We start from the raw sequence: 26,965 nt of genomic DNA, 5'->3' as shown, positions 1-26,965 counted from the left end.
TGTCATATACCCTCACACCTTATACTTCATCATCATGGTCTGTAGTTTGACATATTCTGAACATCAAAAAGGGATTTTTATTGCCGCCTGCGGTGTGTTTATACTCAGCTTTGATGCCATGCTTATTCGCTTGGCAGGTGCTAGTGCGTGGGATATTGCTTTTTGGCGGGGCTGGTTAATGTGCGCCACCTTCACTACTCTGAGCTTACTGGCACGAAAACAAACCGTACTACCACCAAACGCGCGTAGCTGGCAGCTGGCACTTGCGGTTGCTCTCCTTTATGGCATCAACACTTTACTGTTTGTCTACTCTATCAGCCATACAAGCACAGCGAATACGGTTATAATTCTTGCCAGCTCCCCATTATTTTCGGCGCTTTTTTCTAGCCTGTTTTTAAAAGAGAAGCTAAAAACGAGCACGCTGATCACAATGCTTATCACCTTTTGCGGCGTGATTTACATCTTTGCTGGATCATTAGACTCATTGCATTGGAAAGGTGATCTGGCTGCCCTGATCCTCGCTATCTCTACCGGTGCGGTACTCACTTTGCTACGCCGTGCTCATAATTTCTCTATTTTGCCCGTCATTGCCCTATCTGGGGCTGTCGCAGGCTTGCTTTCTAGCAGCCAAGCTAACCCGTTATCACTACCGCCACAAAGCTATATCTGGCTGGGCATTATGGGTATTTTCCAAATCCCTGTAGCGACTTGGTTACTGATGAGAGCACCCCGCTATTTACCCTCAGCGGAAGTCAGTTTATTTCTACTGATAGAAACGATCTTAGGCCCAATTTGGGTATGGTTCGCTGTCAATGAACAGATCCCAGAGCGCACTTTCTTAGGCGGTGCCATTATTCTATCGGCCATCGCACTGAACTCTGTTTTAACGATGAGGCAAAGAACAAAACCTGAAAGCTAGCGTTAAAGTCAGGTAAATGGAATGGGCCGCTGGCATAGCATGATGTCCAGCAGCCTCATTAGCCAATTATTTTATTCTATTTCATGACACACATTATCTTTTTCATTAACTGCACTATCGGTAGACACTTTAATGCAAACAGACCGGCTTCCACTGAAACCAATTGTATTGCCTTGTATATCAATATTGTTACTTCCTGTATTAACATGAATACCATGCGACAAGGTCTGATTAATAACATTATCCAAAATTGATAGATCGTGAGATTCTGTAGATATCTGCAATCCATTAATTTCATTTCCTTGAAGTGTTACATTTTTCGCCTTGCTAAAAACTGAAACTTTACTATCAGTAGATGTTGTGAAGACATTATCTTTAACTTCCATCATATAAGCACTTTGATTTGGTTCGGTATTTATTCCCTGAACCCATAGCGGGTTACCCCTTACATGTACTTTATTACCATTAAAGCTAACATTATTTACTGAGAATCTTGCTCGCATACCATTATAGCTTTTTACTCTACCATCACTATCAGTGCTAGGAGCATCGTTATCAACCACTGCTTTATTATTAAAGATATTTGTATCTTTTGCTCTATATATAGAGAAGGCCAATGGAGCATTTATTATAGTGTTATCATAGATATCAGTATTACTTCCCGAGATAAAGATACCTGCATTTCGGAGCTCATTATTAGCAATAATATTATTTTCCAGTGGCACACCATCAGTGATTGGGTAAAAAGTTGTTTCCCCATCGTGACCATTGAGTATGGCAAATTTTGCGGTATGAGAGCTGTCGTTGTACGTCACTTTATTATCAGTAATAGTTACAAAAGAGGACTGTCCTATACCTAAACGACTTTCAGTCGTATTTTTGATGATGTCGATATGATCACCTATAGCGGCAATGAAAGCACCCTCGTAGCTATTTTTCTCGACATTGTTACTGATAACAATGTTATGCGGACGTTCAATATAGTAAAGCTCGCCCTCGTTATTGCGTAAGCGAGCCCCCTCAACATCCAGCGCCCAACCGGGAGAGGCAAAAGTAGAGTATTCAGTAGGTTGGCCTGAGTTTAAGAATGTATTGCTATCCACTAAGATATCGGAACCACTGGTGATAGCCATACCAAGTCGACGGTTATTGTCAAAAGTACTATTAATGACCGTAACATCTTTCGTTTCAATGTGGTCAGGTCGACCATACCCTCGAAGAGAGCTGATTGATAGGCCATCACCCATCGCATCAATAAAGCTAACGCCATCAATCAAAACATTCGTCGAACCTTGGATCCGCATTAGCGTGCCAGCCCACTGTTTATTCTTATCTGAAAGCGGGTCTTCGTAGTTATGCTGATCTCGCTCACCAATTAGCACCCCACCTTTTACCTTAACATTACTAGCATTGAAGGTACCAAGCAGACTGTACTTTTCGTATCCATTTGGTTGTACACGCAATGTAGTATCTGCGTGCATTACTAAATTAGTGTTCGAAGGTAATAGCATTCCACTTTTACTACCATCAATACGCGAATCGTATTGCCCTACTAAGAAATAAACATCAAAGCTAGGCAATGTAAATGTAGCTATCTGGATAGCGGCCATTTGATTGAAAGCGTGCTGAAGAATTTGTCTATTTATTTTTGCAACAGAATCTTCAACAACACCCTCAGTAAGAGGCCAGCGTTTTTTATCTAACAGATAATTGTCCGATGTAGGACTAACCCCCACACCACTAACGGTAACAGACGAGTTCAGTAATCGAGGATCGATTTCACCATCAGGCATATGCAAAGTGCCGTTAATAACGTCGCCACCAGCCGCAAGTAAAGAAACACCTTCATTAAGGAATACATGCTGATTATTTAAATCAAGCAAACAGTCTAATTTAATATAACTGTATGCAACGATATCACTCACATTATAATTACAAACCTTGGTTGTTCTTGGGGTAAGAAAACTATTTACAAGGTACTCAGGCTCGGTTGTTATCTCACTCTCTGTAATTATCGCAAGTTTTTCAGGATCAAAAAATTGAATTTGCTTATGGAGATTTCCGTCTGCATCTTCGACGTGAACTTCTAGTCGATAAAACAAACCAGGAATCAACGATGGTAATCGAATACCATGCTCTTTCTTAAAATCTGATACAAGAGAGGTATTAGGCCTGAAGCTTGGACCAAAAGTAATCCAGACACGCGTGTCCTCTGCAGTAACTACCTTGGCAAAACCTTCGTTTTTTAAGTAATTCAGGTAGCTGACCTCTATTTTCGCAATGGATGGCTGTTCAGGTGAGCTATCCAGTGTGTAGAAAAATAATGATTTGGATGCGGAGGTCAAACCATTAGCATCAGCTGATTCAACAAAGAATTCATATTCAGAGTAGTCTGCTAAATTGGGTAGTGTAACGCTATGCTCTTTCAGAAACTCAAAGCTTTCTATTTTTTGGTAGTCTGGCTCACCAACCTTACGGTATAAAACACGTCCGGTTGCATGGCGGCTGGTATTCCAGGTGATGGTAGAAGATGTGGTACCTCGTTCGCTCACAAACAGGTGGGTAATATCTGGACCCGATGCCTCTTTGAGACGAAGTAGCTGATCTGATCCATCAGCGAAAAAGCCGTCAGGCGTTTCTGTATCGATTTCAAAATGATAGATTTCCCCTTCATCCAACCCACTTAACTCAAATTGGTGATTAACAGCAACAGAGGAAACCAAAGTCCCCCCATTATAGGCCCCTCGCCCAAAATTTAACGTAGCAGTTGCCGCTCTATCAAGCTCAACGTTAATAGTTGCACTAGAAGAGGTAATGTTTTGCTTATCTATTTTATTAATAACAGCGACAGGAAAGGCATCACTCGTCTTTTTAAGTCGTAACAACTGCCCATCACTAATAAACTCTTCGCCAATACTCGACTTTGCGACAACACGATAGTGATAAATGTGCCCCAACTTTAAGTTATTTAGAGAGATAGCATGATTTCTTTTACTACCAGACACTTGAGAGTTAACAAAATTGGCGGAGTTCAACCCATACTTAACATAGACTTCGCTTGGCTCGTCAGTTTGCACATTTATCTGCGCCTCTCTAACATCGACATTGCTGTTAGCAATGTTTACAAACTCAAGAGCTTGAGCCTCTGATACTAGAGCTAAACTGCATGTTGCAAGCAGGCTAATCACTACTTTTCTAACACTATCTATTCTTATTCTTTTCATGTTCCACTCCTTCAGAGGTAACTTACCTGTACCCAGGGTGAGATTTATGATGCAAAGCTGGCTAGAGACTACTACTTTAGTCATCCTCTTACGAGTTATTCAGATTCTTGATCATAAACCTACCTATTCGAATTTTTGGGCGAATATAGATTGAAACATAGTAGGTAACGGAAGCTACATTCTCGTTGCAAGGAAAATACAGTTAAGGCTGCCTAAGAAAATCCAGACAAAAAAAACCCCGGAAAACCGGGGCAAAACGTCTTTTGTCAATGAAGAGCAGAGTGTCAATTAGCGGTGTGTAAACTTTGCATCGGTATAGATACGGAAAGCTTTTTCCCAAACTTCACCTACGGTGCCATCACCTACAGGCTTACCGTCTATCTGTGTAACAGGGGCTATCTCTTTAGATGAGGAGCTGATCCATACTTCGTCAGCGGCATAGACTTCATCCATGGTCACCGTACGCTCTTCAACCTTAATAGAGCCTTCCTCTTTTAGGCTATCAATGATGATTCGACGGGTAATGCCTGGCAAAATCTGGTTATCTTGGATCGGAGTAATAACGACACCATCTTTAACAATGTAAGCATTGACCGAACTACCTTCAGTCAGTTCGTTTTTGTCGTTGTACAGCAAACATTCGCTGTTACCCGATGCATAGCCTTGCTGAAAGTGCATGACATTACCCAACAGTGCCGTTGATTTGATATGGCAACGGCGCCAGCGCAGATCTTGCGCAGTAGTCACGGTATAAGCGTGCACAGCTGTGCGATCTACCGGCTCAGGGTCTTTGATGTCAAAAGTAAAACAGAAAACCGTTGGCTCTACGTTTTCCGGGTATGCATGAAAACGCTTAACATCTGCACCGCGAGAGACATGAACATAAACGCCCAAGTTCTTTTCTGCGCCGCCGTTACGGCTAATCAGATCATTTAAAAGAGCAGACCATTGTTCCAGCGTAGTTTTTGACTGGATTTCAACAGCGGCCAAGCCATCAATCATACGTTCGATATGAGCTACCAAACCAACTGGCTTACCTGCGTAGTAAGGGATCACTTCATAGATACCGTCACCAAAAAGAAAACCACGATCTAAAGGAGAGATACGTGCTTCTTCGAGTGGGAGGTATTCACCATTTAAATATGCAATACTCATTTGTTAACTGCCCCTTAAGCTACTTGACTAACAGTCAGATTCAATAGCGACTTTATATTACAAATAGGCAATTATTTGCAATACGTATAAAAATTAAACAAAAAACACCCAATATTTTTCATTTAGCATAAAATAATATCAAACCTTTACAATAAAACAGCAAAAAAAACCATTACAAAAAAACCTATAATGCAAACACAAAGCCACGTTATAGTATTTTGCTTATTTAGCACGGTGCCATCATGCGATTACGCAACCTTTCTACCTTTATTAAAGTAGCCCGCCTTGGCAGCTTCCATGCAGCCGCTCAGCAACTGCATACAAGCCAACCGGCAATCTCCGCACGGATTGCTGCACTAGAGGCCGAGCTAGGTGTGGCTTTGCTTCTAAGAGATAAGAGCGGCACCCAACTCACTGCTCGTGGCACTCAACTGTTACCTTATGCCGAAAAGCTCATCGCCATAAGTCAGGAGATGAAAGCACAAATTAGCCAAGAAATTCCTGAAAAAGGCAGCTTACGTATCGGTATTTCCGATACTTTAGCGCATCTTTGGTTAACCAAATTACTGAAACACTGGCAAACTAAACATCCGCTGATCTCTTTTGAACTGACCAGCGATATGACCCCTATATTGATACGCCAATTGCAGAACCACCAGATCGACTTTGCGCTCATGGTAGCAGATCAATCAACGCCAGCTGATATCAGTGTCGGACAATTAAGCAGCTACCCTCAATGCTGGGTTTGCAGCCCTAATCTTCACCACCACTCAACGCCACTGAGCGTGGCAGACTTAGCCACCTTCCCTATAATCAGCTTCCCCCGAGACACACGACCTTGGCATTATTTGCATCAGCTTTTCAATACATTGGATGAGCCGCCGCCGATTCACACCTGTAGCTCGGTTGCGAATATGTTAAAGCTGATTCAGCAAGGAGTGGGGATCGCTTTGTTGCCAATTCCACTTTTAGAACAGCCTCTATCAGAGGGCTCACTGATCAAGATGGAAACCGAACAGACCCCTGCCGAACTAACGTTTTGCTATGCTTGGCGACAGGATGATGACCGAATACTACCCCAGCAACTAGCTGAAAGTAGTCTGGCCATCATGCAAATACCCTAAAACTTATCAGGCCACATTAATCAGCTGACGTAGCGCCAATAAAACGGACTCACCTTCACTCGGATCCAGACCATCTTCGGTCAACTCATTTTGGCGTGTTACGCCATCTACACTGCCTAACCCCGATAGATAGTCGAGAATTTCACGGGGTTTCACCTGACCCAGTAGATCCGTTTGGTTCCAGACACTTAAAAATGCCATGATCCCATAGGCTCCCCAGTTAGAGACGTCGGCAATCAGTAACTCATCTACACAGGTAGCCGATGCAACAATATCTAGATCTTTTAAGGCACTGACTACATTGCCCATGCCGATCTCATTGCCGCCATCACCAATACCAATGGTCGGACATTTGGCATGTTTTACAAACGTATCGAAACAGGCTGTCCGCGCACTGATGCTTTCACCACGCATATTGTAATAACCACCATCCTCGGCTTGCCCTGGGCGCTCAATCGAGACTACGGCATCAGGGTGGAATTTATAGAGCGCTTCAAATGCTTCCAGCTTCTGCTCTTGGTGCTCTCCCACTCGGATTTCATGAACCCGAAAATCCTTCATAAGCGCTTGCGATACCGGCGGACCACACACCAACACGGGGGTTGCACCTAATGTCTCTAATGCACGATATAACGCAATCGCACCGACGGGGCCATCCGTTTCAAAGGTGTCTACAACAGGAAAGCCAGTGCCTATCAGCACGTGGCCTCGACATTTATTCAAGATACGCGCAGCACGTAAGTAGTAACCTGTCTGCAAGGCGGGTTGAATAGTCTTCATACCTCGCAAGTTTCTAGCGACTAACAGGTCTTCAATAAGTTTACTTAACGCTGTGTCATCTCGCGCTATACTTGCATTCGTCACTTTAATTTCTCCACTATCGACAGTTAAGCGATACGTTCTAAAGGGGTATTGGCAAAGCGGTGTGCTGCCAAACAGATAAGGTTATGAGATTGCTCGATCGATACTTCTTCAAAGTGGATACAGCTTCCCGGCAATAGTTGGCTTAGTTTTGCCGTATCAAGGGAGATGACAGAGCCTATCTTGGGATAGCCACCGATAGTCTGTCGATCATTCAAGAGTACGATTGGCTGCCCATCTGCTGGAATCTGTACAGCGCCATGACAAATCCCCTCTGACAAAATACCCGTAAGCGAGGAACGTACTGCCTGCCCCTCTAAGCGAAAGCCCATACGATCAGCACGATCAGTCAGACGGTATTCACTGGAGAAGAACAAACGCTTTTGCACATTATCAAAACTTGCATGCTGATAACCTAATACCAATCGCAGCGTTTCCTGCTGTGAAAAAGAGGGGCGATAAGCTGCTGCCAAGCGATACATCGCTTTTGTTGCATGAGGAGCGCAGGGCAAAAAATCCCCTTGTTGTAGCTTATCTCCTGTTAAACCTCCGATTCCTTCACGGGTCACGGTTGCGCTGCTGGCAAACGAGACAGGAATCGAGAAGCCACCAGCAACGGCCAAATAAGCCCGTGCACCAGCTTGCGTAAAGCCCAATTCAATACGATCACCCGCTTTAATTGCGTGTGTTTGCCATCCTTCTAATTCCACACCGTTTACTTTTAACGGAAGGTTAGCACCGGTCACGGCAAAGTAGGTATCCAGCTGAGCTTCCATGACCAGACCACCAATACTCACCTCCAGTGCAGTAGTACCTTCTGGATTACCACACAATTGATTGGCCCAGCGAAAGGAGGCCATATCTAAGGGACCACCATTGGTGAGTCCTATGCGATGATACCCAAATCGACCAGCATCCTGAATCAGAGTGAGAAGACCTGGCTGGAGTACTTTAAATCCTGTTTCAGCAAGGCTCATAACTCACCTCCCAAGGATAGAAATTCTTGCTTTGAGATCGGTGCAAACTTTACACGATCACCGACTTGTACGGGCATCGTCGGCTCAGCAGCAGGGTCAAACATACGAATCGGGCACAAGCCAATCAGATTCCAGCCGCCAGGGGATACTGCTGGATATACCGCCGTTTGCCGGTCAGCAATCGCCACCGCGCCGCGAGGCACTTTCAAGCGTGGCGTACTTAAACGTGCCGCTGCAATACGCTCATCAACTTCACCTAAGTAAGCAAACCCTGGAGCAAAGCCAATGGCGTAAACGCGATATTCCATCTCGCTATGGATCTGAATCACTTCGTTAGTAGTAAGTCCCGCATTATCTGCCAGTGACTGCAAATCTGGGCCTGCATCCGTTCCGTAATAAACGGGTAGCTCTATTAAATTACCTGTTTGGGGCTGGTCACTTTCTTCTGCATATTGCAGCGCCCTAATCTGCCGTTTAACGGCAAAATGATCTGTCACGAGTGGATTGTAGATCACCAGTAACGAAGCGTAGGAAGGCACCAAATCCACCAGCGCATCACCCATTGTCTGAGACAGCAAATCTACTGCCTGCTGCACGCGTGCCGATACTTGCGGATTAGCCGTTTCGCCAAAATAGACGATCAGTGCATTCTCACCTGCAACTTCTATTAGCATGGCCTAACATTCCTCACTATCAATCATAGCGCGAATGGTTTGAATCGCTTGTACACCCGCCATATTGTCACCATGCACGCAGAGGGTGTCAGCATACAGATTGAGCGTATGCCCACTAATGCTGGTCACGGTTCCTGTTTCTTTGAGCTGCTTTACTTGCGCCAGCATCTTCTCTTTGGAATGAACTGCACCTTCACGTGTTCGTGAAAGCAATTTCCCATCATCGTCATAACAGCGATCAGCAAAGGCTTCGAAAGACAGCTTCAGACCATACTGCTCGGCTTCGGCTCTATGCTGTTCAGCATCCGGCGTACCTTGCAATACCAGCACAATAGGCCGGTGGTAGCTTGCCACCGCAGCCATAACCGCAGCACGTACTGAACTGTCAGCCATCATGTCGTTATAGAGTGCTCCATGGGGCTTTACATAACTCATAGTTAAGCCCTCACAGGCGGCCATTCCATCCAGTGCAGACATTTGATAGCACATTAACGCGCGTATCTCATCCGAGGTAGCTTTTAGTGAGCGACGACCAAAACCTACCAAATCAGGGTATCCAGGATGCGCACCCACTTCTACACCATGAGTTTTCGCCAGCGCCAACGTCTTTTGCATGACCAACGGATCACCCGCATGAAAACCGCACGCAATATTAGCTTGATCAATATGGGGCATAACCTCATCATCCAGACCCATTTTCCAAGCACCAAAGCTTTCGCCTAGATCACAATTTAGTTTGAGACGCATACTCTTCTCCTGCAGCACATTACATAATAGCCAAATGGCTGTTCGGGATATCAGTTACCAACATGTGGCCTGGACTATGGGTGATACAAAACGGAGGACGCGCTTGCTCAATAGCAACCTGCGGTGTCACACCACAGGCCCAAAAGACCGGCACTTCACCATCGTTAATAGTTACCGCATCTCCAAAGTCAGGCGCGTTAATATTACTGATGCCAATATCTTCTGGGTTCCCAAAGTGAAGTGGTGCACCATGAACCGAAGGGAAGCGCGTACAGATCTGAATAGCCCGTATCGCATCTTTAGGCTTCATCGGTCGCATACTGACAACCGTGGTACCACTGAAACGCCCCGCTGGCCGACAAGGGATATTGGTACGATACATAGGCACATTGACGCCTTCGGTTATATTGCGCACTTCTAAACCGTCAGCAATCAGGGATTCTTCGAAGGAGAAGGAGCATCCCAGCAGGAATGTCACCAGATCATCACGCCAGAACTCACGTACATCCGTGACCTCCTGCGTCATTACCCCCTCTTCATAGATTCGATAGCGGGGTAGGTCTGTTCGAATATCTACATCCCGACCCAGATCAGGTAACAAAAAATCACCGGGGTTCGCAGACATACCAATCACAGGACACGGCTTTGGATTCAGCTGGCAAAATTGTAAAAACTCATTCGCCCACTCTTGCGGCATGATTGCTAAGTTACCCTGTACAAAACCTTGCGAGTAACCGGAAGTATTTCCACTAAACTCGCCCTTGCGGATCATTTGTCTCAGATCATAGGGTGTAATATTTAAGTCCATCACGCCTCCACTTGGCCTGTTAAATCAGCACTTATAGCCATTGTTGTTATGACAATAGATTGCCTCGACTCTTAACACCCTGTCCAATGAAAAATAATTTCTACGACTGATAAATAATTTTTATCAGAAAAACAAGCAGCTGGCTTTTCCGGACATAATCGGTAGAGTATCAGCAGCCTTAGCTTATAAACCATGGAATCTGTATGTTGCTTTCAGATACTGCACTACTTGCTCTCATTGCTTTAATCAGTATTGCCTGCCAGTGGAGCGCCTGGCGGCTTAAGCTGCCCGCTATTCTCTTTCTATTGATTGCAGGTGTTTTGCTTGGCCCTGTTTTCGGTGTACTCAATCCTGACCAGCTACTGGGAGACCTGCTTTTCCCTGTTGTTTCCTTATCGATCGCAATTATTTTATTTGAGGGCAGTCTGACACTTCATTTTTCAGAAGTACGTGACGTCAGCAAAGTGGTCAGGCGTTTAGTCACATGGGGCGCTTTAGTGACTTGGGGAATGATTGCTTTAGCCAGCCATTGGCTTATTGGTTTATCGGTAGAGCTTTCAGCACTCTTTGGCGCCTTGGTCGTCGTCACAGGGCCAACCGTTATTGTCCCTATGCTGAGAACCTTACGCGCTACCAGCCGAATATCTAACGTCTTACGCTGGGAAGGCATTATCATCGATCCAATCGGTGCTCTTATGGCAGTATTAGTCTATGAATGGATCATCAGCAGCCAACAGGGAGAGAAGCTCGCTCATACAGCATTCCTCTTTGCAGAGATCATCTTGATAGGTACCTTTCTGGGTGGATTGGCCGCCTACTGCCTTGCCTTTGTTATCCGTCGCCATTGGCTGCCCCACTATTTGCAGGCTTTCGGAACCCTTGCATTGGTACTGAGTATCTTTACCCTATCCAACCATTTAGCGCATGAATCCGGACTTCTGGCGGTTACCGTCATGGGGATCTGGCTGGCAAACTCGCGCAATATTAACCTGAGCGAGATTCTATCGTTTAAAGAACATCTCACCATTTTACTGATCTCTGGCCTATTTATTCTATTGGCCGCACGTCTTAATCTTAACGAACTTATAACGCTGGGAGTTCCTGCCCTTTTGTTACTGGCGGTTATCCAATTTGTTGTACGGCCGATTTCTGTCGCCCTATGCACACTAGGTAGTGATTTGAATTGGCGTGAGCGCACGCTAATTGCTTGGGTAGGACCACGCGGTATTGTTGCAGCTGCGGTATCAGCACTGTTTGCTTTACGGCTTGAAGAGAGCGGATATGAGCAAGCCAATATTCTGACAGCACTTACTTTTGCGGTCATCATCGGGACTGTAGTCTTTCAAAGCGCCACCTCAAAATGGATAGCAAAACGCTTAAAGGTCACGGAACCTGAACCTAGAGGACTAGTTATTATAGGAGCAAACAGAGTAGCCAGAGCTATTGCTGATATTCTTCAAAAGCAAGATATTCCGACCCTATTAATTGATCCTAGCTGGGAAAATATCAGCGAAGCACGTATGAAAGGCCTAAACACCTTCCATGCCAATCCACTATCTTTACGCGTTTCAGAAAAGCTGGAGTTTGGAGGTTATGGACAACTCTTAGCCACCACGCCTCAGCGCGATGTTAATACGCTCGCAAGCCTGCACTTTAGAAACGAGTTTGATGAGCGCAATATTTACTCTGTATCAACCGAAAAACCTGAAGAGTCGACCGCTAGAGCGTCAGTATCCCATACCCACCAAGGACACTTTTTAGGTGAGGATGCCTTTTCCTTCAAAAAGCTTTCCAGTTTACTAAGCCAAGGTGCCAATATTAAGGCAACACGCTTAACTGTGGACTACTCTCTAGAAGCATGGCGCGAAGCAAATCAATCTGACCGCTCTCTATTAATGGCGATATCACCAGAAGGGCGACTGAGAATACTCTCGCCTGAACACCAGACCACCATTAAAGAAGGCTGGATAATTATCTCGATAGATAGCCGTCAGGAAAAACCACCAGAAACATCTACAGACCCAAAACATGCAGCTGTTTAATAAGACCAACGAAGCTGGCAACGCATTGCGTGACTTCATCGAGAAGCACCCACGCTTGGTAGTACTGACCGGTGCTGGCATCAGTACCGACTCTGGCATACCGGACTACCGCGATCAGCAAGGCGAATGGAAGCGCAAACAACCCGTGCAACATCACGCTTTCATTACTGATAAAGCCACACGTCAACGGTTCTGGGCAAGAAGCCTAATAGGTTGGCCTATCATGCGCGATGCAGAGCCTAACCAAGCTCATCACCATTTAGTACAGCTTGAGCAGCAAGGCATCATTGAGCTTCTCATTACACAAAACGTCGACGGGCTGCACCAAAAAGCAGGGCACAAAAATATTATTGATCTTCATGGCCGCTCAGATCGAGTTGTATGTATAAACTGCTCTGTAATACTGAGTAGGGACGAAACGCACAATATGATGATGGATCACAACCCATCATTTATGCACTTCAAAGCCTCACCCGCTCCCGATGGCGATGCCGACCTAGACAATGTCGACTTTAGCCAGTTTCACGTATCAGAATGCCCAAACTGCGGCGGCATCCTCAAACCCGACGTTGTATTTTTTGGCGATAATGTACCCAAATCAACCGTAGCAGAGACCCTTCAGACACTCAGCCAAGCAGATGCTTTATTAGTCATAGGTTCCTCGTTGATGGTCTATTCCGGCTATCGCTTTTGCAAACGAGCTTACGAGTGGAGACTACCTATTGCTGCACTTAGTTTGGGAAAAACCCGCGCAGACGAGCTACTCACTTTAAAGCTTAACACCTCTATCAATGACACATTGAAACACTTAATCAAAAGCTAAGTATTCCCTTTTTCAGTATGTAACTATCTTTTTATACTTCCTTGTATATATGAAAATTCTATCCTAACCTCAAGGTACTGATGTAATCACAGATGGTCCATTTCATCTGTAGTTGAGTACTGCATGATAGTCAAAAATAAGATCAAAGAGCCGCATATTTATACTTAATATATCTCTTTGGTCGCCGACAAGGAGGGCAGTTCTATTTCAATTTTTGTTGCTACGAGGCACGACTATGCTGATATCATCCCTGAGCATTCGCATAAAACTTCTTATCCTGCTGGTTTTACCCATTATTGCTCTTATTGCCGTATTGCTGATTAGCCTTTCAGAACTCAAAAACTCCCACGATGGGCTTGAGAGGGTTTATCACAATAGAGTCGTTCCACTTAAAGACCTTAAGGTGATCGCTGATGACTATGCCGTACTCGTAATAGATACCGCTAACAAAGTTAACGCAGGCCTGATGGATTCCAATGAAGCCATCTCCAACTTAGATACAGCCACAGCACGCATAAAAGAGAAATGGGCTGACTATCTATCATTAAAGCATTCACCAGAGGAAAAACGTCTTAGCAAAGAAGCCGAGCAATTTTTCGGCCCCGCGAATGATTCTATTGCAGGATTTCGCTCTTTTCTAACGGCCAACCAAGGCACCAATCTAGAAGGAAAAGTGGATAAATATGACGGCCCGCTATACGCCACGATTGATCCTATTGGTGGAAAAATAACTGATTTAGTTAATTACCAATTAGCAAACACGCAGAAAACGGTAGACACTCTCGATAAAGCTTACGAAAAGAACTTTACGCTGCTGCTAACGATCTCCGGTATATTAATTGCGGTGTTAGCACTACTTGGCTACTTCATCTACCAGTCGATTCGCCAGCCCATTGAGCATCTAAGGTCAACCATGGAGGCGATATCGCAACAGTCTGACCTAACGCTAGCTGTCAATGTTAAAGGTAAAGATGAGCTGGCTACAATAGGCCTCAGTTTCAATACCATGATTGCACAAATGCGCGAGTTGATTAACCAGATCAATACCTCATCCAAGCATCTCTCAACATCCGCTAAAGAGCTAAATACCGTCAGTGGAACTGCACAGGAAAATATCAGCTTCCAAAACCAGGAAGTGCAGCAAGTTGCTGCAGCAATGAATGAAATGGCCTCCACCGTCATAGACGTTGCCAAAAGCGCAGAGATGGCGGATTTGGCAGCCCAAGATACGCTAGTGAAGGCACAAGAAGGTAACAACATCGTGGCGAAAGCGGTGAGCGCTACCAACGAGCTAATAGAAGAAGTACGTTCAGTTGCTGATAAAATTGGTGCTGTTGAAACTGATAGCAACAATATCGGATCAATTATCGAAGTGATACGGGGTATCGCAGAGCAAACTAACCTACTAGCATTGAATGCGGCGATTGAAGCAGCCCGCGCAGGTGATCAAGGGCGTGGTTTTGCGGTAGTTGCCGATGAAGTAAGAACCTTGGCGCAACGCACACAACAATCCACTGCAGAAATTCAGCAGGCCATTGAGCGCTTACAAACAGGAACAAAAACAGCGGCTGAAGCAATGGAACATAGCCGTCAACGGGCAGAAGCAACGGGTGAGCAAGCCGCTGCAGCCGGTGAAGCTTTGATTGCTATCCAGCAGGCAGTATCTAGCATCACAGATATGAATGCGCAGATTGCCAGTGCATCTGAAGAGCAAAGCAGTGTAGCGGAAGAGATTAACCGCTCTTTAGTAACCATAAACGATGCATCGGATGCCTCTACCGCAGGCACAACTCAGATTCTCCAATCCAGTGATGAACTCGCCAAGCTGGCTGCAAACCTGGATTCATTAGTGAGACGCTTCACCGTCTAACAAACGCCTACCTCTTTGATCCTCCCCTAAAAACGGACTTTAGGGGAGTCTATCGTTTATGAGAATCACTCGATAAGCCCCTTCCTTTCTTCTGATAGATTTTTTACCTAAGATATTTGCGTTACTTTAAATGAGGATATACACTCGATATCTGATCTGTGTTTTGAGATCAAGTGTTTTGTGTTGAAGTGGTTACATCTTACAAAGCTTTATCTGCTCCAGCCCTCTCTCTTGTGCTCCTGACGCAGTGATTAAGCCCTCTTGGATTATTCTAAGAAGCTACCGTTAATTACTATTGAGTGTTATTACCGTGTCAGATACACAAACTGGAACCGTTAAGTGGTTCAATGACGAAAAAGGTTACGGATTCATCCAGCGCGATAGCGGTTCGGATCTGTTCGTTCACTTCCGTTCAATCATCGGTGAAGGTCGTCGTACCCTAACTGAAGGTCAGGCTGTAAGCTTCGTTGAAGTGCAAGGCCAGAAAGGCCCACAGGCTGATCAGGTAACTCCGCTGTAAAGCGTAATCTACCCGATTCCTAAAAAAGCAGGCTCATCAGAGCCTGCTTTTATTTTATCTGTTAGAAAGGGTGTGACTAGCGAAAGAACTTCGAAGCCATACCTGCCAGACCACCGACACCGCCAACAGCATCCAGCAAACCACCTGCAGAGCTATTCTGATCAATAAGTTCAGGAATCATTTCAGATAGCGCTGAGCTTGCATCGCTCTCTTCTATGCCCAAACCTGCCGAAAACTCACTCACTTGAGATGCACCCAGTACTGACAAAACTTGGTCAATAGAAAAATTAGCGTTAGCACCGTCACCTAACCAAGATTGTGCCAACGATGCTAAATCCCCTTGACTGAATTTTGCCACTAAGGCACCTAAATCCAGTTGGCCATTCTCCCCACCTAGCAATGCGCTAAGCGCCGACGCTACTACGTCGCTATTAAGGTTTCCTGCAGAGCTGCCCAGCTTCTGAAGAAAAAGGTCAGTCGCCATTTTCATTAAATCCATCTGTTCGTTCCCCACATAGTCTAGATAGTTACCCGAAAGGTTACGGGATGTGTTATGAATCCGGTATTAATTTACTAAACCAGAAGTTGCTATAAATCCATGAATACCTGTCAGTACAATCTGCGACGCCATAGCCGCCAGAATCAAACCGGTTATTTTACTCAGTACATTTAACCCTGTTTTGCCTAAGATTCTCTCAAGCCAAGTCGATAGGTGTAAGCAGATCAGTAAACAGAGCAGCGCCAATACCAAGCCTACTAATCCATAAATAATATCTACACCATTCAACTCTGCACCATAAACAAGAATGGCACCAATCGTCGCAGGGCCGATAATGGTAGGAATAGCTAGCGGCACCACAGATACATCATCGCGCTGCTCTGCCGGCACCTCTGCATTCACTCTAACACCATCTCTTACCAAGCTGATAGCCGATAAAAAAAGCAGAATTCCCGCACCAATCCTAAAAGAGTCCAAGGTTATGCCTAACAACTCAAACAAGGGTGAGCCAAAAAAGAATAATACCAAACTGGTCAGCAATGCAGCCAAGACGGCTCGGTTAGCGATTTTCCTCCGCTCTGCTGCGCTATCCGTTCGCGTGAGTGCGAGAAACATTGACACCACGAAGAAGGGTGCAAATAAAAATACAAACTTTATCCACGTGGATACAATCAGGGCCATTTAGATCTCTCTGCTCAGGCATTCATCATTAATAAAAAAGTACCATCAAAAAAGCCGCCAAAAAGCGGCGGCTTTTCAGTATTTCTCAAAGATTAAGCAATCTTTGCATCCAGCTTGCCCGCTTCATAGGCTGCCGCCATATTCTCTAAAGAGATAGACGTAATTTTAGAAGCCTGACCTGCTGTGCCAAAGGCTTCATAGCGAGCAATACAAATCTCGCTCATTGCATCTATCGTCTTCTTCAAATATTTACGCGGATCAAATTCAGACGGGTTTTCTGCCAAAAAGCGGCGAATCGCACCCGTTGATGCTAAACGCAAGTCGGTATCGATATTGACTTTACGAACGCCATATTTGATCCCTTCTACAATTTGCTCAACTGGCACGCCGTAGGTTTCTGGGATCTCTCCGCCAAATTCGTTAATGATCGCCAACCACTCCTGCGGTACAGAAGAAGAGCCATGCATAACCAAGTGCGTATTAGGTAAACGCTCATGAATTGCACGAATACGGTCGATGGCCAGAATATCCCCTGTCGGCGGACGTGTAAATTTATAGGCCCCGTGGGATGTTCCACAAGCGATCGCTAGAGCATCCACATTGGTTTTGCTGACAAAGTCAGCCGCTTCATCAGGGTCTGTTAGCATCTGATCGTGGGACAAAATACCTTCAGCACCGACACCATCTTCTTCACCAGCCTGCCCTGTTTCCAATGAGCCTAAGCAGCCTAGCTCACCCTCAACAGAAACACCACACGCATGTGCCATTTCAACAGTGCGACGAGTCACATCAACATTGTACTCGTAGCTTGATGGTGTTTTACCATCACTCATCAAAGAACCATCCATCATGACGGATGAAAAGCCCATGGCGATTGAGCGCTGGCAGATCGCCGGAGATGTACCGTGATCCTGATGCATACATACAGGAATATGCGGAAACTCAGCCGTTGCCGCCAAAATCATATGACGCAGGAAATTTGAGCCTGCATATTTTCGGGCACCGGCAGAAGCCTGAACGATCACTGGGGAGTCGGTCTTATCAGCCGCTTCCATGATGGCACGCATCTGCTCAAGGTTATTTACATTGAATGCAGGAATGCCATATCCGTTTTCCGCCGCGTGATCCAGCAGCTGACGCATTGAAATTAAAGCCATGCTTGTTCACCTATTTTAAAAAATGATTGTCGCTCAACGAGCACTCGATTACTGAGCCGCGCGGGTCTCTAAAATCGCTACTGCAGGTAAAACCTTGCCTTCTACAAACTCTAAAAAGGCGCCACCACCTGTCGAGATATAGGATACCTGAGCGGCAATGCCATATTTATCAACAGCCGCCAGCGTATCACCACCACCGGCGATGGAAAAGCCTTCACTTTCCGCAATCGCCAATGACAATACTTTGGTGCCGTTACCAAACTGATCAAACTCAAAAACACCCACAGGACCATTCCAAATGATGGTGCCTGCGCTTTTTAATAAGGCTGCTAAATTTTGTGCTGATTGAGGCCCTATATCTAGAATCATGTCATCTTCAGTAACATCATCTACCAGCTTGACAGTAGCTTCTGCGGTCTCCGCAAACTCTGTCGCCACGGCCACATCAACCGGCAGAGGAATATTGACTCTCTTCATCAACTCTTGGGCAACAGGAATGAGATCATGTTCACAAAGCGATTTACCAACCGGTTTGCCAGCTGCCGCCAAGAAGGTATTAGCGATCCCACCACCTACAATGAGCTGATCAACTTTGTCTGATAAAGAGTTCAATACTTCCAGCTTAGTCGACACTTTGGAACCCCCAACAATCGCTGCAAGCGGTCTCGCTGGGTTATCTAACGCTTTACCTAATGCATCTAATTCATTAGCCAATAAGGGCCCCGCACAAGCAACCTCTGCAAAGCGTGCTACACCATGGGTTGAAGCTTGAGCGCGATGTGCCGTACCGAAGGCGTCCATCACATAGATATCACATAAAGTTGCCATTTTTTGTGACAAGGCTTCGTTATCTTTTTTCTCGCCTGCATTAAAGCGAACGTTTTCAAGTAATACCAGTTCACCTTCTGCCACATCAAAGCCGCCATCCAACCAATCTTTAATCAGAGGCACTTCACAACCTAGCATTTCAGACAGATGCGCCGCCACAGGTGCTAACGAGTACTGCTCTTCATATTCACCTTCGGTGGGGCGCCCAAGGTGAGACATCACCATCACTTTTGCACCGGCTTTCATAGCTAACTCAATGGTGGGCAATGATGCACGGATACGCGCGTCCGAGGTTACCCGTCCATCCTTAACGGGAACATTGAGGTCTTCACGGATCAAGACGCGTTTACCGCTTAGATCCAGATCAGTCATCTTCAATACACTCATGGTCATGTCCTACTTACTTAATTAAACATAAAAATTAGTTAATTCGATCTTCAAGCTGCAGCCAGTCGGTAGCAACATCTAACATTCGATTAGCGAAACCCCATTCGTTATCAAACCAGCATAGCAACTTAATTAACGAGCCACCGCTGACACGGGTCTGCGTTCCGTCCACAATGGCCGAGCGCGGATCACTATTAAAATCTACGGATGCGTGGGGTTCTTCGGTATAACCTATTAACCCGCTTAGATGGCCTTTGGCTGCCTGACTTAGCAATTCATTGACGCTTTGGGGTGTGACACTCTGACTTACATTAATACTCATATCCATCACCGAAACGTTGATGGTCGGCACACGCAGATGCAAACAATCAAAGCGCCCTGCAAGCGCCGGTAAAAGACGATCAATACCTTTCGCAAGACCGGTATCAACGGGGATGATGGACTGCATAGCACTTCGAGTCAGGCGCAGATCCGTTTGATGATAACTATCAATCACAGGCTGGTCATTCATAGCCGAGTGGATAGTTGTTGTCACACCGTTAATAATCCCAAAGGAGTCATGTAACAATGACAAGACGGGCACCACACAGTTAGTGGTACAGGATGCCGCTGATACAACTTGCATATCATTAGATAGTAACCTTTGGTTCAGACCATAAACGATGGTGGCATCAACCTCTGGACGGGCAGGCTGCGAAAACAATAAGCGCTTAGCACCAGATTGGATGTGTAGATCTGCTGTTTCCCGATCACTAAAAGACCCCGAGCACTCAATGACCAGATCAATATTTAACTCACCCCAAGGAACGCTTCGCGGATCCGGCTGATTCAAGATATGGATACGGTCCCCACCAACCCATAAGTCTTTACCATCATGCTCAACCGCGATCGGAAAACGTCCGTGAGTTGTATCATAGCGGGTCAAATAAGTGACCGTTTCAATATCAGAAAGCTCGTTAATGGCGACAACCTGCAATTTTTTTTGCAAATTATTAGCATAGATAGCACGCAACACGCACTGCCCGATACGACCATAACCATTAATTGCTATTCGGTAGCTCATTGGATTCGCTATAACACAAGAAAAGAAAGAAGCCGGACATGATTGCCCGGCTTGATATTTATCACAGAACGGATTTAGCCGTGGCAACAACATTATCAACCGTAAAGCCGAAGTGCTTAAACAGTTGATCTGCAGGGGCCGATTCGCCAAAAGTAGTCATACCAACGATAGCACCATTGAGGCCAACATATTTGTACCAGAAGTCAGCCTGTAGCGCCTCTACAGCAACACGCGCTGTGACAGACGCTGGCAATACAGATTCGCGGTAAGCTGCATCCTGTTTATCGAACACACCCGTTTCAGGCATCGAGACAACACGTACTTGCTTACCTTCTGAGGCTAATACTTCTGCAGCATCCATTGCCAAGCCCACTTCGGAACCTGTCGCAATCAAAATCGCATCAGGCTGTCCGTCTGTATCGCGCAAAATGTAACCACCACGGGCAATGTTAGCGATCTGTTCAGGTGTTCGCACCTGGTGTGGCAGATTCTGACGAGAGAATACCATAGCTGTTGGGCCATCTGTACGCTCTAGAGCCGCCTTCCATGCAACCGCGGATTCAACCGCATCCGCAGGGCGCCAACAGCTCATATTGGGCGTATGACGAAGGTTCGAAACTTGCTCGATTGGTTGGTGAGTCGGGCCATCTTCACCAAGACCGATCGAATCATGCGTATAAACATGAATCGTGCGCTGCTTCATAAGAGCAGCCATACGCAAAGCGTTGCGCGCGTACTCCATAAATACGAGGAAGGTAGCACCGTAAGGAACAAAACCACCATGCAAGGCGATACCATTCATGATGGCAGACATGCCGAACTCGCGCACACCATAGAATAAGTAGTTACCGGAGGCATCATTTTTCTCGATACCTTTAGCACCGGACCACAAGGTCAGGTTAGAACCTGCCAAGTCTGCAGAACCACCCAGTAGTTCCGGTAGAAGCGGGCCATAAGCATTGAGTGCGTTCTGAGAGGCTTTACGTGACGCAATCGTCTCACCTTTTGCAGCAACATCAGCAATATAGGCATCCGCTTTCTCAGCGAAATCAGCAGGCAGTTCACCAGAAATACGACGCAGCAGCTCGTCAGCCAGTTCAGGGTAAGCCGCTCGGTAAGCCGCAAAACGCTCATTCCACTCATTTTCTGCGTGCTGACCAGCTTCTTTTGCATCCCAATCGGCATAAATATCTTCTGGCACCTCAAACGCTGAATGTGTCCAACCCAAACGTTCACGGGTCAATGCGATCTCATCATCCCCAAGTGGAGCACCATGACAATCTTCTTTGCCTTCTTTGTTTGGTGAACCAAAACCGATAATGGTTTTGCAGCAGATCAGCGTCGGTTGATCCGTGTTTGCTTGAGCCTGCTCAATAGCGGCACGGATTTGATCAGCATCATGGCCATCAACACCCGGAATCACTTGCCAGCCATAAGATTCAAAACGTTTTACGTTATCGTCGGTATACCAACCTTCCACTTCACCGTCGATAGATATGCCGTTGTCATCCCAAAATGCGATTAGCTTACCTAGGCCTAAGGTTCCTGCCAAAGAGCACGCTTCATGGGAGATACCCTCCATCATGCAACCGTCTCCCATAAACACATAGGTGTTATGGTCAATCAGCGCGTGGCCTTCTTTATTGAATTGTGCGGCCATTGCTTTTTCGGCAATCGCAAAACCTACCGCATTGGTAACACCCTGCCCTAATGGTCCAGTTGTTGTTTCAACGCCAGGGCAGTAACCATATTCAGGGTGACCTGCCGTTTTAGCATGAAGCTGACGGAAGTTTTTGATGTCATCAATCGATACATCGTAGCCCGTCAGATGCAGCAGAGAATAGATCAACATGGAGCCATGACCGTTCGACAAAATAAAGCGGTCACGATCAAACCATTGTGGATTAGTTGGATTATGTTTCAGAAAATCATTCCAGAGCACTTCGGCAATATCTGCCATGCCCATTGGCGCGCCCGGATGGCCCGATTTTGCTTTCTGAACAGCATCCATACTTAATGCACGAATAGCATTAGCCAGTTCTCTGCGAGAGGACATTCAATCAACTCCTGGGATATACCCAATTTCAGTAAAGGGGAAGGAAAAAAACTGGCGCAATTTTCTCGCAGATGCGGTTTATCTTCAACGAAAAAACCGGAATAAAACAAAAAGTGAAGGATTTTCATGATGATTCATGAAATTTTCATTAAAAATTGAATCATAAATCATGCATTACCTCAGTAAGGGCGATAAAATGCTTCCCTGACTTTCATATTGCTATGATGTCCGTACGTACCTTTTTACCGACATCTACTTAACCCAGTTTTTGAGGATACCCACACGCGATGAGCGAATACAGCCTATTTACCTCTGAGTCCGTTTCTGAAGGACACCCAGACAAGATTGCCGATCAGATCTCTGATGCCGTACTGGACGCTATTATCAGCGAAGATAAATATGCGCGCGTTGCCTGTGAAACACTGGTAAAAACCGGGGTTGCTGTTGTTTCTGGTGAGATTACAACATCCGCATGGGTCGACCTTGAAGATCTAGTACGTGGTGTAATCTGCGATATCGGTTATACCTCATCGGAAGTGGGCTACGATGGTGAGACCTGTGGTGTTATCAACATCATCGGTAAGCAATCACCAGATATCAATCAAGGTGTCGATCGTGCCAAACCAGAAGACCAAGGCGCAGGCGACCAAGGCTTAATGTTTGGTTATGCATCTAACGAAACAGATGTTCTAATGCCAGCACCAATCACTTACTCACACCGCCTAGTGGAGCGTCAAGCGGAAGCACGTAAATCAGGCCTACTACCTTGGTTACGTCCCGATGCAAAATCTCAGGTAACTTTCCGTTACGAAAACGGCAAACCTGCCGGAATTGATGCAGTTGTCTTATCAACTCAGCACAATCCTGAAGTCTCTCAGAGCGACCTGAAAGAGGCAGTAATGGAGCTGATCATTAAGCACGTTCTGCCCGCAGAGTGGATCAGCAAAGAGACCAAATTCCATATCAACCCAACAGGCAATTTCGTCATTGGTGGCCCAGTGGGTGATTGCGGTTTGACTGGCCGAAAGATTATCGTTGACACCTACGGCGGCATGGCACGCCACGGTGGAGGAGCATTCTCTGGTAAGGATCCTTCAAAAGTAGATCGATCTGCTGCATACGCTGGCCGCTATGTTGCTAAAAACATTGTAGCCGCTGGTTTAGCGGATCGCTGTGAAATCCAGGTTTCCTATGCAATTGGCGTTGCGGAGCCGACATCAGTATCATTAAACACATTTGGCACAGGTAAGATCTCTGACGAGAAGATCATCGAGCTGGTCAACCGTCATTTTGACCTTCGCCCTCATGCCATTACACGTATGCTAGATCTGCTTCACCCAATGTACCGAGCTACGGCAGCCTACGGTCATTTTGGTCGCAACCCCTATGAGATGACGGTAAACGATGACACGTTCACCGCTTTCACATGGGAACGCACGGATAAAGTTGAAGCACTTAAAGCCGACGCAGGCCTTTAAATCTTCTGACGCTTCTCAAGAAAAGGCGCATTAGCGCCTTTTTTATTGCCTTTAATCTAGTATAAGACTAGCAAAATCAGATAATTCAGCTAATGATTAACAGCAGTATGTAAAACGCAGTAGGATTAATAAGGATATTCAGAGAACTCATGCGCCTAAAAGATATCAGCATTCGCTGGAAGCTCCTAAGCCTTGTTGGGCTGATGGTAGTCAGCATTTTATCGTCCTACACACTCTCTCTAAGATATTCCCAACAGGACCTTATAAACTCCCATAAGAATGTTATACAAAGCGTTGTCGAGAGCACTGCAAGCATCCTTCAGCCTATGCTAAATGCCAACATCAGCGAGGCAGAAAAACTCCACCAAACACGTTCAATACTCAACAATTTACGCTACGACGATGACAACTATTTATTCCTCTATAACCTAAACGGCTTCAACATTGTCCACCCGATCAAGCCAGAATTAGAAGGTCAAGACCTTAGCCACATCACCGATAAAAATGGCGTCGCAATTACACAACTCATGCTCACAGGCATTAAAGCGTCAGGGCAAGCTTACTGGCAATTCCTTTGGCCAAGACCTGGAACAGACTTACCTGTGGATAAATTGGGGTACGCCATGCTCATACCCGGAACAGACTGGATTCTAGGTACAGGTATCTATCTTGATGATTTAGACCAGACCCTATCTCAACGTAGCATGACTTATACACTAGCGATTATCGTCTCTTTACTATTAGCGTACCTGATCGCCTCTTGGATCGCTCATAACATTACAGCACCAGCTTCAAGAATCGTCGACGAAATAGAAAGAATCACACGTGATGAATTTGACGGGGATATTCAAGATACTGATAGGCAGGATGAATTGGGAAAAATCGCACAAGCACTCCTGCACTATCGAAAACAAATCGAGGAAAACGCCAAACTCAGACAAGAAAACGAGCAAGCCAAATACCTCGAAACTTTCGACCCTGCCACTCAGTTGTTAACTCGCAAGGCTTTGAGCGAGCAACTTTCCTCTCGACTGAGACTCGTCGGCCCCAATTCCAATCCTTGTACCTTGATCATCACAAAAATCCCATTGTTACGGGACATTCAAGCACAGTGGGGAACAGAGTACTGCAACCAAGTGCTTAACAGCCTGACGAACAGAATAAACACGCTGTTAAACACACATGATCTGCTCGCCAGACATAGCGACGACTCACTTGCCATCGTAAAAAGCGAAGTGGTGGGCTTTCATGAGATAAGCAGCTTTGTAAATGACCTGCAAGAGATCATCATGCAACCCACAACAATAGAAGGTCAGCAGCTGTCTTTTCAGTCAAGGACAGGGATTAGCATCTCACCAGAGGACGGATCACAAGAGTTACAATTGATCAGTCATGCAGAAGAAGCGCTCGGTGAAGCCAGACGCCTAGAGTTAGACTATATGTTTTTTAATCAGCTCAGAACCTTCGCGCTAGATGAAAGACTGGAACTCTGGAAAGATATACAACAAGCCCTCGAAGAGGACCAATTCTACCTCGTATTCCAACCGCTCTATGATCTTAAAAGTAATCACATGATTTCTGCAGAGGTGTTACTGAGATGGGAGCACCCTACAAGGGGGTTTATCTCCCCAGCTAAATTTGTCACCTTCGCTGAACAGAGTGGTTTGGTATCCCGCTTAGATAACTGGGTGCTAAATGCTGCGGCCAAACAGATACAGCAGTGGATCGACCAAGGGATCGAACCACCCCATTTAGCTATTAACTTATCAGGCTTAACCTTTATGCGTAGCGATTGGGACTCGATAATCAGCAGTATAACCGAGCGCTATCAGTTTCCCCTTGCAATGCTGGAGCTTGAGTTAACCGAAGGCGTTCTTATCGAATCCGTAGATTTATTACAGAAAAAGATCGCAGCTATTCGTAAAACCGGCTTATCAATCTCTATAGATGATTTTGGGACAGGCTACTCCTCACTCAGTCGAATCCGTAGTTTAGATATCAACAAAGTCAAAATTGACCGTGCCTTTATTGAGGATCTTGATGGCAGTACAGGCGATAAGAAAGTCGTCGAGGCGATTATTCAAATGGCACAAGGACTAGGCTTTAGCGTCGTTGCAGAAGGGGTAGAAACGGCTGAACAACTGAGTATTCTACGCAACCTGAACTGCGACATCGTACAAGGATTCTTGCTAAGTAAACCCCTAATGGCTTCGCAACTGGAAAGACTGATGGATAATCAGAATTTAGTCATAGAAGTGGCCTAACTCGCTCTTAACAATGGCATAATAGCCCTTTTAGTTTGCCGGAAAACGACCATGCGGATACCCCGATTCTACGAACCCACGCAATTAGCAGAAGGGCAACTCCACTCCCTAAGCGACACAGTGGTTCAGCATGTTTGCAAAGTATTGCGCATGAAAACAGGGGATCACATACATCTATTTGACGGCAACGGCAATGAGTACTCGTGCATCATTGAGCAAGCAGACAAACGTAGCGCAAGTGTAAAAGTACAAGCCACCCGCGCTATCAACCGCCAGAGTCCTCTTAACATTCACATAGGGCAGTCCATCTCCCGCGGCGAGCGTATGGACTATGCCGTACAAAAAGCAACCGAGATGGGAATGTATGCGATGACGCCGCTGTTTACAGAGCGCTGCGAAGTCAGATTAAACAGTGAGCGGCAAGATAAGCGGATACGCCATTGGCAACAAGTCGCTATCAGCGCCTGCGAACAATCATTGCGCAATACGTTGCCTGTTATTAACCCTGCAGACAAATTACAAGATTGGCTTGGCAGCGTAGAAGCCGATTTGAAACTAGTCTTGCATCACCATACGCAAACCCCTCTTAACCAAATGGCAACACCAACCAGCATAGCTCTGCTGATCGGGCCCGAAGGTGGGCTAACTGATGAAGAAATATCTATGGCGGTTGATGCAGGCTTTCAACCCGTAACTCTGGGGCCGCGAGTTATGCGCACCGAAACCGCGCCTGTTGCTGCTTTATCAATTCTGCAATACTTATGGGGCGATCTGGGCTAGGTACAGACACCTAAATAGACTACACTTT

General features: G+C 45.8%; 22 protein-coding genes. 9 read left to right on the top strand and 13 right to left on the bottom strand.

Annotated features, from left to right (window positions below; translation table 11 throughout):
• Positions 1–46: 46 nt before the first annotated feature.
• Complete coding sequence (locus F0U83_RS01600) at positions 47–919, top strand: DMT family transporter (protein WP_246077595.1); 873 nt, start codon at positions 47–49, stop codon at positions 917–919.
• A gap of 71 nt (positions 920–990) precedes the next feature.
• On the opposite strand, the gene F0U83_RS01595 is transcribed toward F0U83_RS01600, so the two are convergent.
• Together F0U83_RS01595 and F0U83_RS01590 are read right to left on the bottom strand one after the other, a co-directional pair.
• Complete coding sequence (locus F0U83_RS01595; protein ID WP_170221696.1) at positions 991–4,143, bottom strand: right-handed parallel beta-helix repeat-containing protein; 3,153 nt, start codon at positions 4,141–4,143, stop codon at positions 991–993.
• Between the two features lie 288 nt (positions 4,144–4,431).
• Complete coding sequence (locus F0U83_RS01590) at positions 4,432–5,298, bottom strand: aminotransferase class IV (RefSeq protein ID WP_138986205.1); 867 nt, start codon at positions 5,296–5,298, stop codon at positions 4,432–4,434.
• Between the two features lie 242 nt (positions 5,299–5,540).
• Between F0U83_RS01590 and F0U83_RS01585 the strand changes: the two genes are divergently transcribed.
• Positions 5,541–6,422, top strand: coding sequence for a LysR family transcriptional regulator (locus F0U83_RS01585; RefSeq protein WP_138986204.1), 882 nt, complete (start codon positions 5,541–5,543; stop codon positions 6,420–6,422).
• Between the two features lie 6 nt (positions 6,423–6,428).
• Here F0U83_RS01585 and F0U83_RS01580 read toward each other — a convergent pair whose 3' ends face one another.
• From F0U83_RS01580 to F0U83_RS01560, 5 genes are read right to left on the bottom strand one after another with little or no spacing between them, the layout of a single operon-like run.
• Positions 6,429–7,286 carry a DUF4392 domain-containing protein gene (locus tag F0U83_RS01580; RefSeq protein WP_138986203.1) on the bottom strand — a complete coding sequence of 286 codons (858 nt, stop codon included), beginning with the start codon at positions 7,284–7,286 and terminating at the stop codon, positions 6,429–6,431.
• A 23-nt stretch (positions 7,287–7,309) separates the two neighbouring features.
• On the bottom strand, positions 7,310–8,260 hold the full coding sequence (locus F0U83_RS01575) for a 5-oxoprolinase subunit C family protein (protein WP_138986202.1): 951 nt from the start codon (positions 8,258–8,260) through the stop codon (positions 7,310–7,312).
• Positions 8,257–8,934 carry a 5-oxoprolinase subunit PxpB gene (gene pxpB, locus F0U83_RS01570; RefSeq protein ID WP_138986201.1) on the bottom strand — a complete coding sequence of 226 codons (678 nt, stop codon included), beginning with the start codon at positions 8,932–8,934 and terminating at the stop codon, positions 8,257–8,259. Before pxpB ends, F0U83_RS01575 begins: the two co-directional genes overlap by 4 nt.
• 3 nt (positions 8,935–8,937) lie before the next feature.
• On the bottom strand, positions 8,938–9,681 hold the full coding sequence (locus tag F0U83_RS01565; RefSeq protein ID WP_138986200.1) for a 5-oxoprolinase subunit PxpA: 744 nt from the start codon (positions 9,679–9,681) through the stop codon (positions 8,938–8,940).
• 19 nt (positions 9,682–9,700) lie between these two features.
• The gene (locus F0U83_RS01560; protein WP_138986199.1) at positions 9,701–10,489 is read right to left on the bottom strand and encodes a putative hydro-lyase; all 789 of its coding nucleotides are present in this window, start codon (positions 10,487–10,489) and stop codon (positions 9,701–9,703) included.
• Positions 10,490–10,692: 203 nt separating this feature from the next.
• Here F0U83_RS01560 and F0U83_RS01555 point away from each other — a divergent pair, with 203 nt between their 5' ends.
• The 4 genes from F0U83_RS01555 to F0U83_RS01540 all read left to right on the top strand — a co-directional run bounded on the left by F0U83_RS01555 (position 10,693) and on the right by F0U83_RS01540 (position 15,744).
• Complete coding sequence (locus tag F0U83_RS01555) at positions 10,693–12,531, top strand: cation:proton antiporter (RefSeq protein WP_138986198.1); 1,839 nt, start codon at positions 10,693–10,695, stop codon at positions 12,529–12,531.
• Positions 12,518–13,354 carry an NAD-dependent protein deacetylase gene (locus F0U83_RS01550; protein ID WP_138986197.1) on the top strand — a complete coding sequence of 279 codons (837 nt, stop codon included), beginning with the start codon at positions 12,518–12,520 and terminating at the stop codon, positions 13,352–13,354. The genes F0U83_RS01555 and F0U83_RS01550 overlap by 14 nt, the downstream gene beginning before the upstream one ends.
• A gap of 235 nt (positions 13,355–13,589) precedes the next feature.
• On the top strand, positions 13,590–15,224 hold the full coding sequence (locus tag F0U83_RS01545; RefSeq protein ID WP_138986196.1) for a methyl-accepting chemotaxis protein: 1,635 nt from the start codon (positions 13,590–13,592) through the stop codon (positions 15,222–15,224).
• A gap of 310 nt (positions 15,225–15,534) precedes the next feature.
• Positions 15,535–15,744, top strand: coding sequence for a cold-shock protein (locus tag F0U83_RS01540; RefSeq protein WP_138986195.1), 210 nt, complete (start codon positions 15,535–15,537; stop codon positions 15,742–15,744).
• 76 nt (positions 15,745–15,820) lie between these two features.
• Here F0U83_RS01540 and F0U83_RS01535 read toward each other — a convergent pair whose 3' ends face one another.
• The 6 genes from F0U83_RS01535 to tkt form a co-directional block, all read right to left on the bottom strand.
• Positions 15,821–16,243, bottom strand: coding sequence for a YidB family protein (locus tag F0U83_RS01535; RefSeq protein ID WP_138986194.1), 423 nt, complete (start codon positions 16,241–16,243; stop codon positions 15,821–15,823).
• Positions 16,244–16,309: 66 nt separating this feature from the next.
• The gene (locus F0U83_RS01530) at positions 16,310–16,924 is read right to left on the bottom strand and encodes a MarC family protein (protein WP_138986193.1); all 615 of its coding nucleotides are present in this window, start codon (positions 16,922–16,924) and stop codon (positions 16,310–16,312) included.
• Between the two features lie 92 nt (positions 16,925–17,016).
• Positions 17,017–18,081 carry a class II fructose-bisphosphate aldolase gene (fba, locus tag F0U83_RS01525; RefSeq protein ID WP_138986192.1) on the bottom strand — a complete coding sequence of 355 codons (1,065 nt, stop codon included), beginning with the start codon at positions 18,079–18,081 and terminating at the stop codon, positions 17,017–17,019.
• 48 nt (positions 18,082–18,129) lie between these two features.
• Positions 18,130–19,296, bottom strand: coding sequence for a phosphoglycerate kinase (locus F0U83_RS01520; RefSeq protein WP_138986191.1), 1,167 nt, complete (start codon positions 19,294–19,296; stop codon positions 18,130–18,132).
• 34 nt (positions 19,297–19,330) lie between these two features.
• On the bottom strand, positions 19,331–20,359 hold the full coding sequence (locus tag F0U83_RS01515; RefSeq protein WP_138986190.1) for a type I glyceraldehyde-3-phosphate dehydrogenase: 1,029 nt from the start codon (positions 20,357–20,359) through the stop codon (positions 19,331–19,333).
• A gap of 61 nt (positions 20,360–20,420) precedes the next feature.
• Positions 20,421–22,415, bottom strand: coding sequence for a transketolase (gene tkt / locus F0U83_RS01510; RefSeq protein WP_138986189.1), 1,995 nt, complete (start codon positions 22,413–22,415; stop codon positions 20,421–20,423).
• A gap of 287 nt (positions 22,416–22,702) precedes the next feature.
• Between tkt and metK the strand changes: the two genes are divergently transcribed.
• The 3 genes from metK to F0U83_RS01495 all read left to right on the top strand — a co-directional run bounded on the left by metK (position 22,703) and on the right by F0U83_RS01495 (position 26,937).
• Entirely contained in the window at positions 22,703–23,893 is a 1,191-nt protein-coding gene (gene metK / locus F0U83_RS01505; protein WP_138986188.1) for a methionine adenosyltransferase, read from the top strand.
• A 149-nt stretch (positions 23,894–24,042) separates the two neighbouring features.
• Positions 24,043–26,157 (top strand): EAL domain-containing protein, encoded by a 2,115-nt coding sequence (locus F0U83_RS01500; protein WP_138986187.1) that lies wholly within the window; start codon positions 24,043–24,045, stop codon positions 26,155–26,157.
• A gap of 51 nt (positions 26,158–26,208) precedes the next feature.
• On the top strand, positions 26,209–26,937 hold the full coding sequence (locus F0U83_RS01495) for a 16S rRNA (uracil(1498)-N(3))-methyltransferase (RefSeq protein WP_138986186.1): 729 nt from the start codon (positions 26,209–26,211) through the stop codon (positions 26,935–26,937).
• Positions 26,938–26,965 lie beyond the last annotated feature (28 nt).

The sequence above is a fragment of the Neptunomonas concharum genome (genome assembly GCF_008630635.1).
Lineage (GTDB): Bacteria > Pseudomonadota > Gammaproteobacteria > Pseudomonadales > Balneatricaceae > Neptunomonas > Neptunomonas concharum.
Note: the sequence above shows the minus strand (reverse complement) of the source record. Positions and strands in the feature narration are given on the sequence as shown.

Coding starts and splice junctions, on each gene's coding strand:
- F0U83_RS01590 (WP_138986205.1), bottom strand. CDS start 5,298: ATGAGTATTGCATATTTAAATGGTGAATACCTCCCACTCGAAGAAGCA.
- fba (WP_138986192.1), bottom strand. CDS start 18,081: ATGGCTTTAATTTCAATGCGTCAGCTGCTGGATCACGCGGCGGAAAAC.
- F0U83_RS01500 (WP_138986187.1), top strand. CDS start 24,043: ATGCGCCTAAAAGATATCAGCATTCGCTGGAAGCTCCTAAGCCTTGTT.
- F0U83_RS01545 (WP_138986196.1), top strand. CDS start 13,590: ATGCTGATATCATCCCTGAGCATTCGCATAAAACTTCTTATCCTGCTG.
- F0U83_RS01535 (WP_138986194.1), bottom strand. CDS start 16,243: ATGGATTTAATGAAAATGGCGACTGACCTTTTTCTTCAGAAGCTGGGC.
- F0U83_RS01530 (WP_138986193.1), bottom strand. CDS start 16,924: ATGGCCCTGATTGTATCCACGTGGATAAAGTTTGTATTTTTATTTGCA.
- metK (WP_138986188.1), top strand. CDS start 22,703: ATGAGCGAATACAGCCTATTTACCTCTGAGTCCGTTTCTGAAGGACAC.
- F0U83_RS01555 (WP_138986198.1), top strand. CDS start 10,693: ATGTTGCTTTCAGATACTGCACTACTTGCTCTCATTGCTTTAATCAGT.
- F0U83_RS01560 (WP_138986199.1), bottom strand. CDS start 10,489: ATGGACTTAAATATTACACCCTATGATCTGAGACAAATGATCCGCAAG.
- pxpB (WP_138986201.1), bottom strand. CDS start 8,934: ATGCTAATAGAAGTTGCAGGTGAGAATGCACTGATCGTCTATTTTGGC.
- F0U83_RS01585 (WP_138986204.1), top strand. CDS start 5,541: ATGCGATTACGCAACCTTTCTACCTTTATTAAAGTAGCCCGCCTTGGC.
- F0U83_RS01575 (WP_138986202.1), bottom strand. CDS start 8,260: ATGAGCCTTGCTGAAACAGGATTTAAAGTACTCCAGCCAGGTCTTCTC.
- F0U83_RS01520 (WP_138986191.1), bottom strand. CDS start 19,296: ATGAGTGTATTGAAGATGACTGATCTGGATCTAAGCGGTAAACGCGTC.
- F0U83_RS01565 (WP_138986200.1), bottom strand. CDS start 9,681: ATGCGTCTCAAACTAAATTGTGATCTAGGCGAAAGCTTTGGTGCTTGG.
- F0U83_RS01515 (WP_138986190.1), bottom strand. CDS start 20,359: ATGAGCTACCGAATAGCAATTAATGGTTATGGTCGTATCGGGCAGTGC.
- tkt (WP_138986189.1), bottom strand. CDS start 22,415: ATGTCCTCTCGCAGAGAACTGGCTAATGCTATTCGTGCATTAAGTATG.
- F0U83_RS01595 (WP_170221696.1), bottom strand. CDS start 4,143: ATGAAAAGAATAAGAATAGATAGTGTTAGAAAAGTAGTGATTAGCCTG.
- F0U83_RS01495 (WP_138986186.1), top strand. CDS start 26,209: ATGCGGATACCCCGATTCTACGAACCCACGCAATTAGCAGAAGGGCAA.
- F0U83_RS01550 (WP_138986197.1), top strand. CDS start 12,518: ATGCAGCTGTTTAATAAGACCAACGAAGCTGGCAACGCATTGCGTGAC.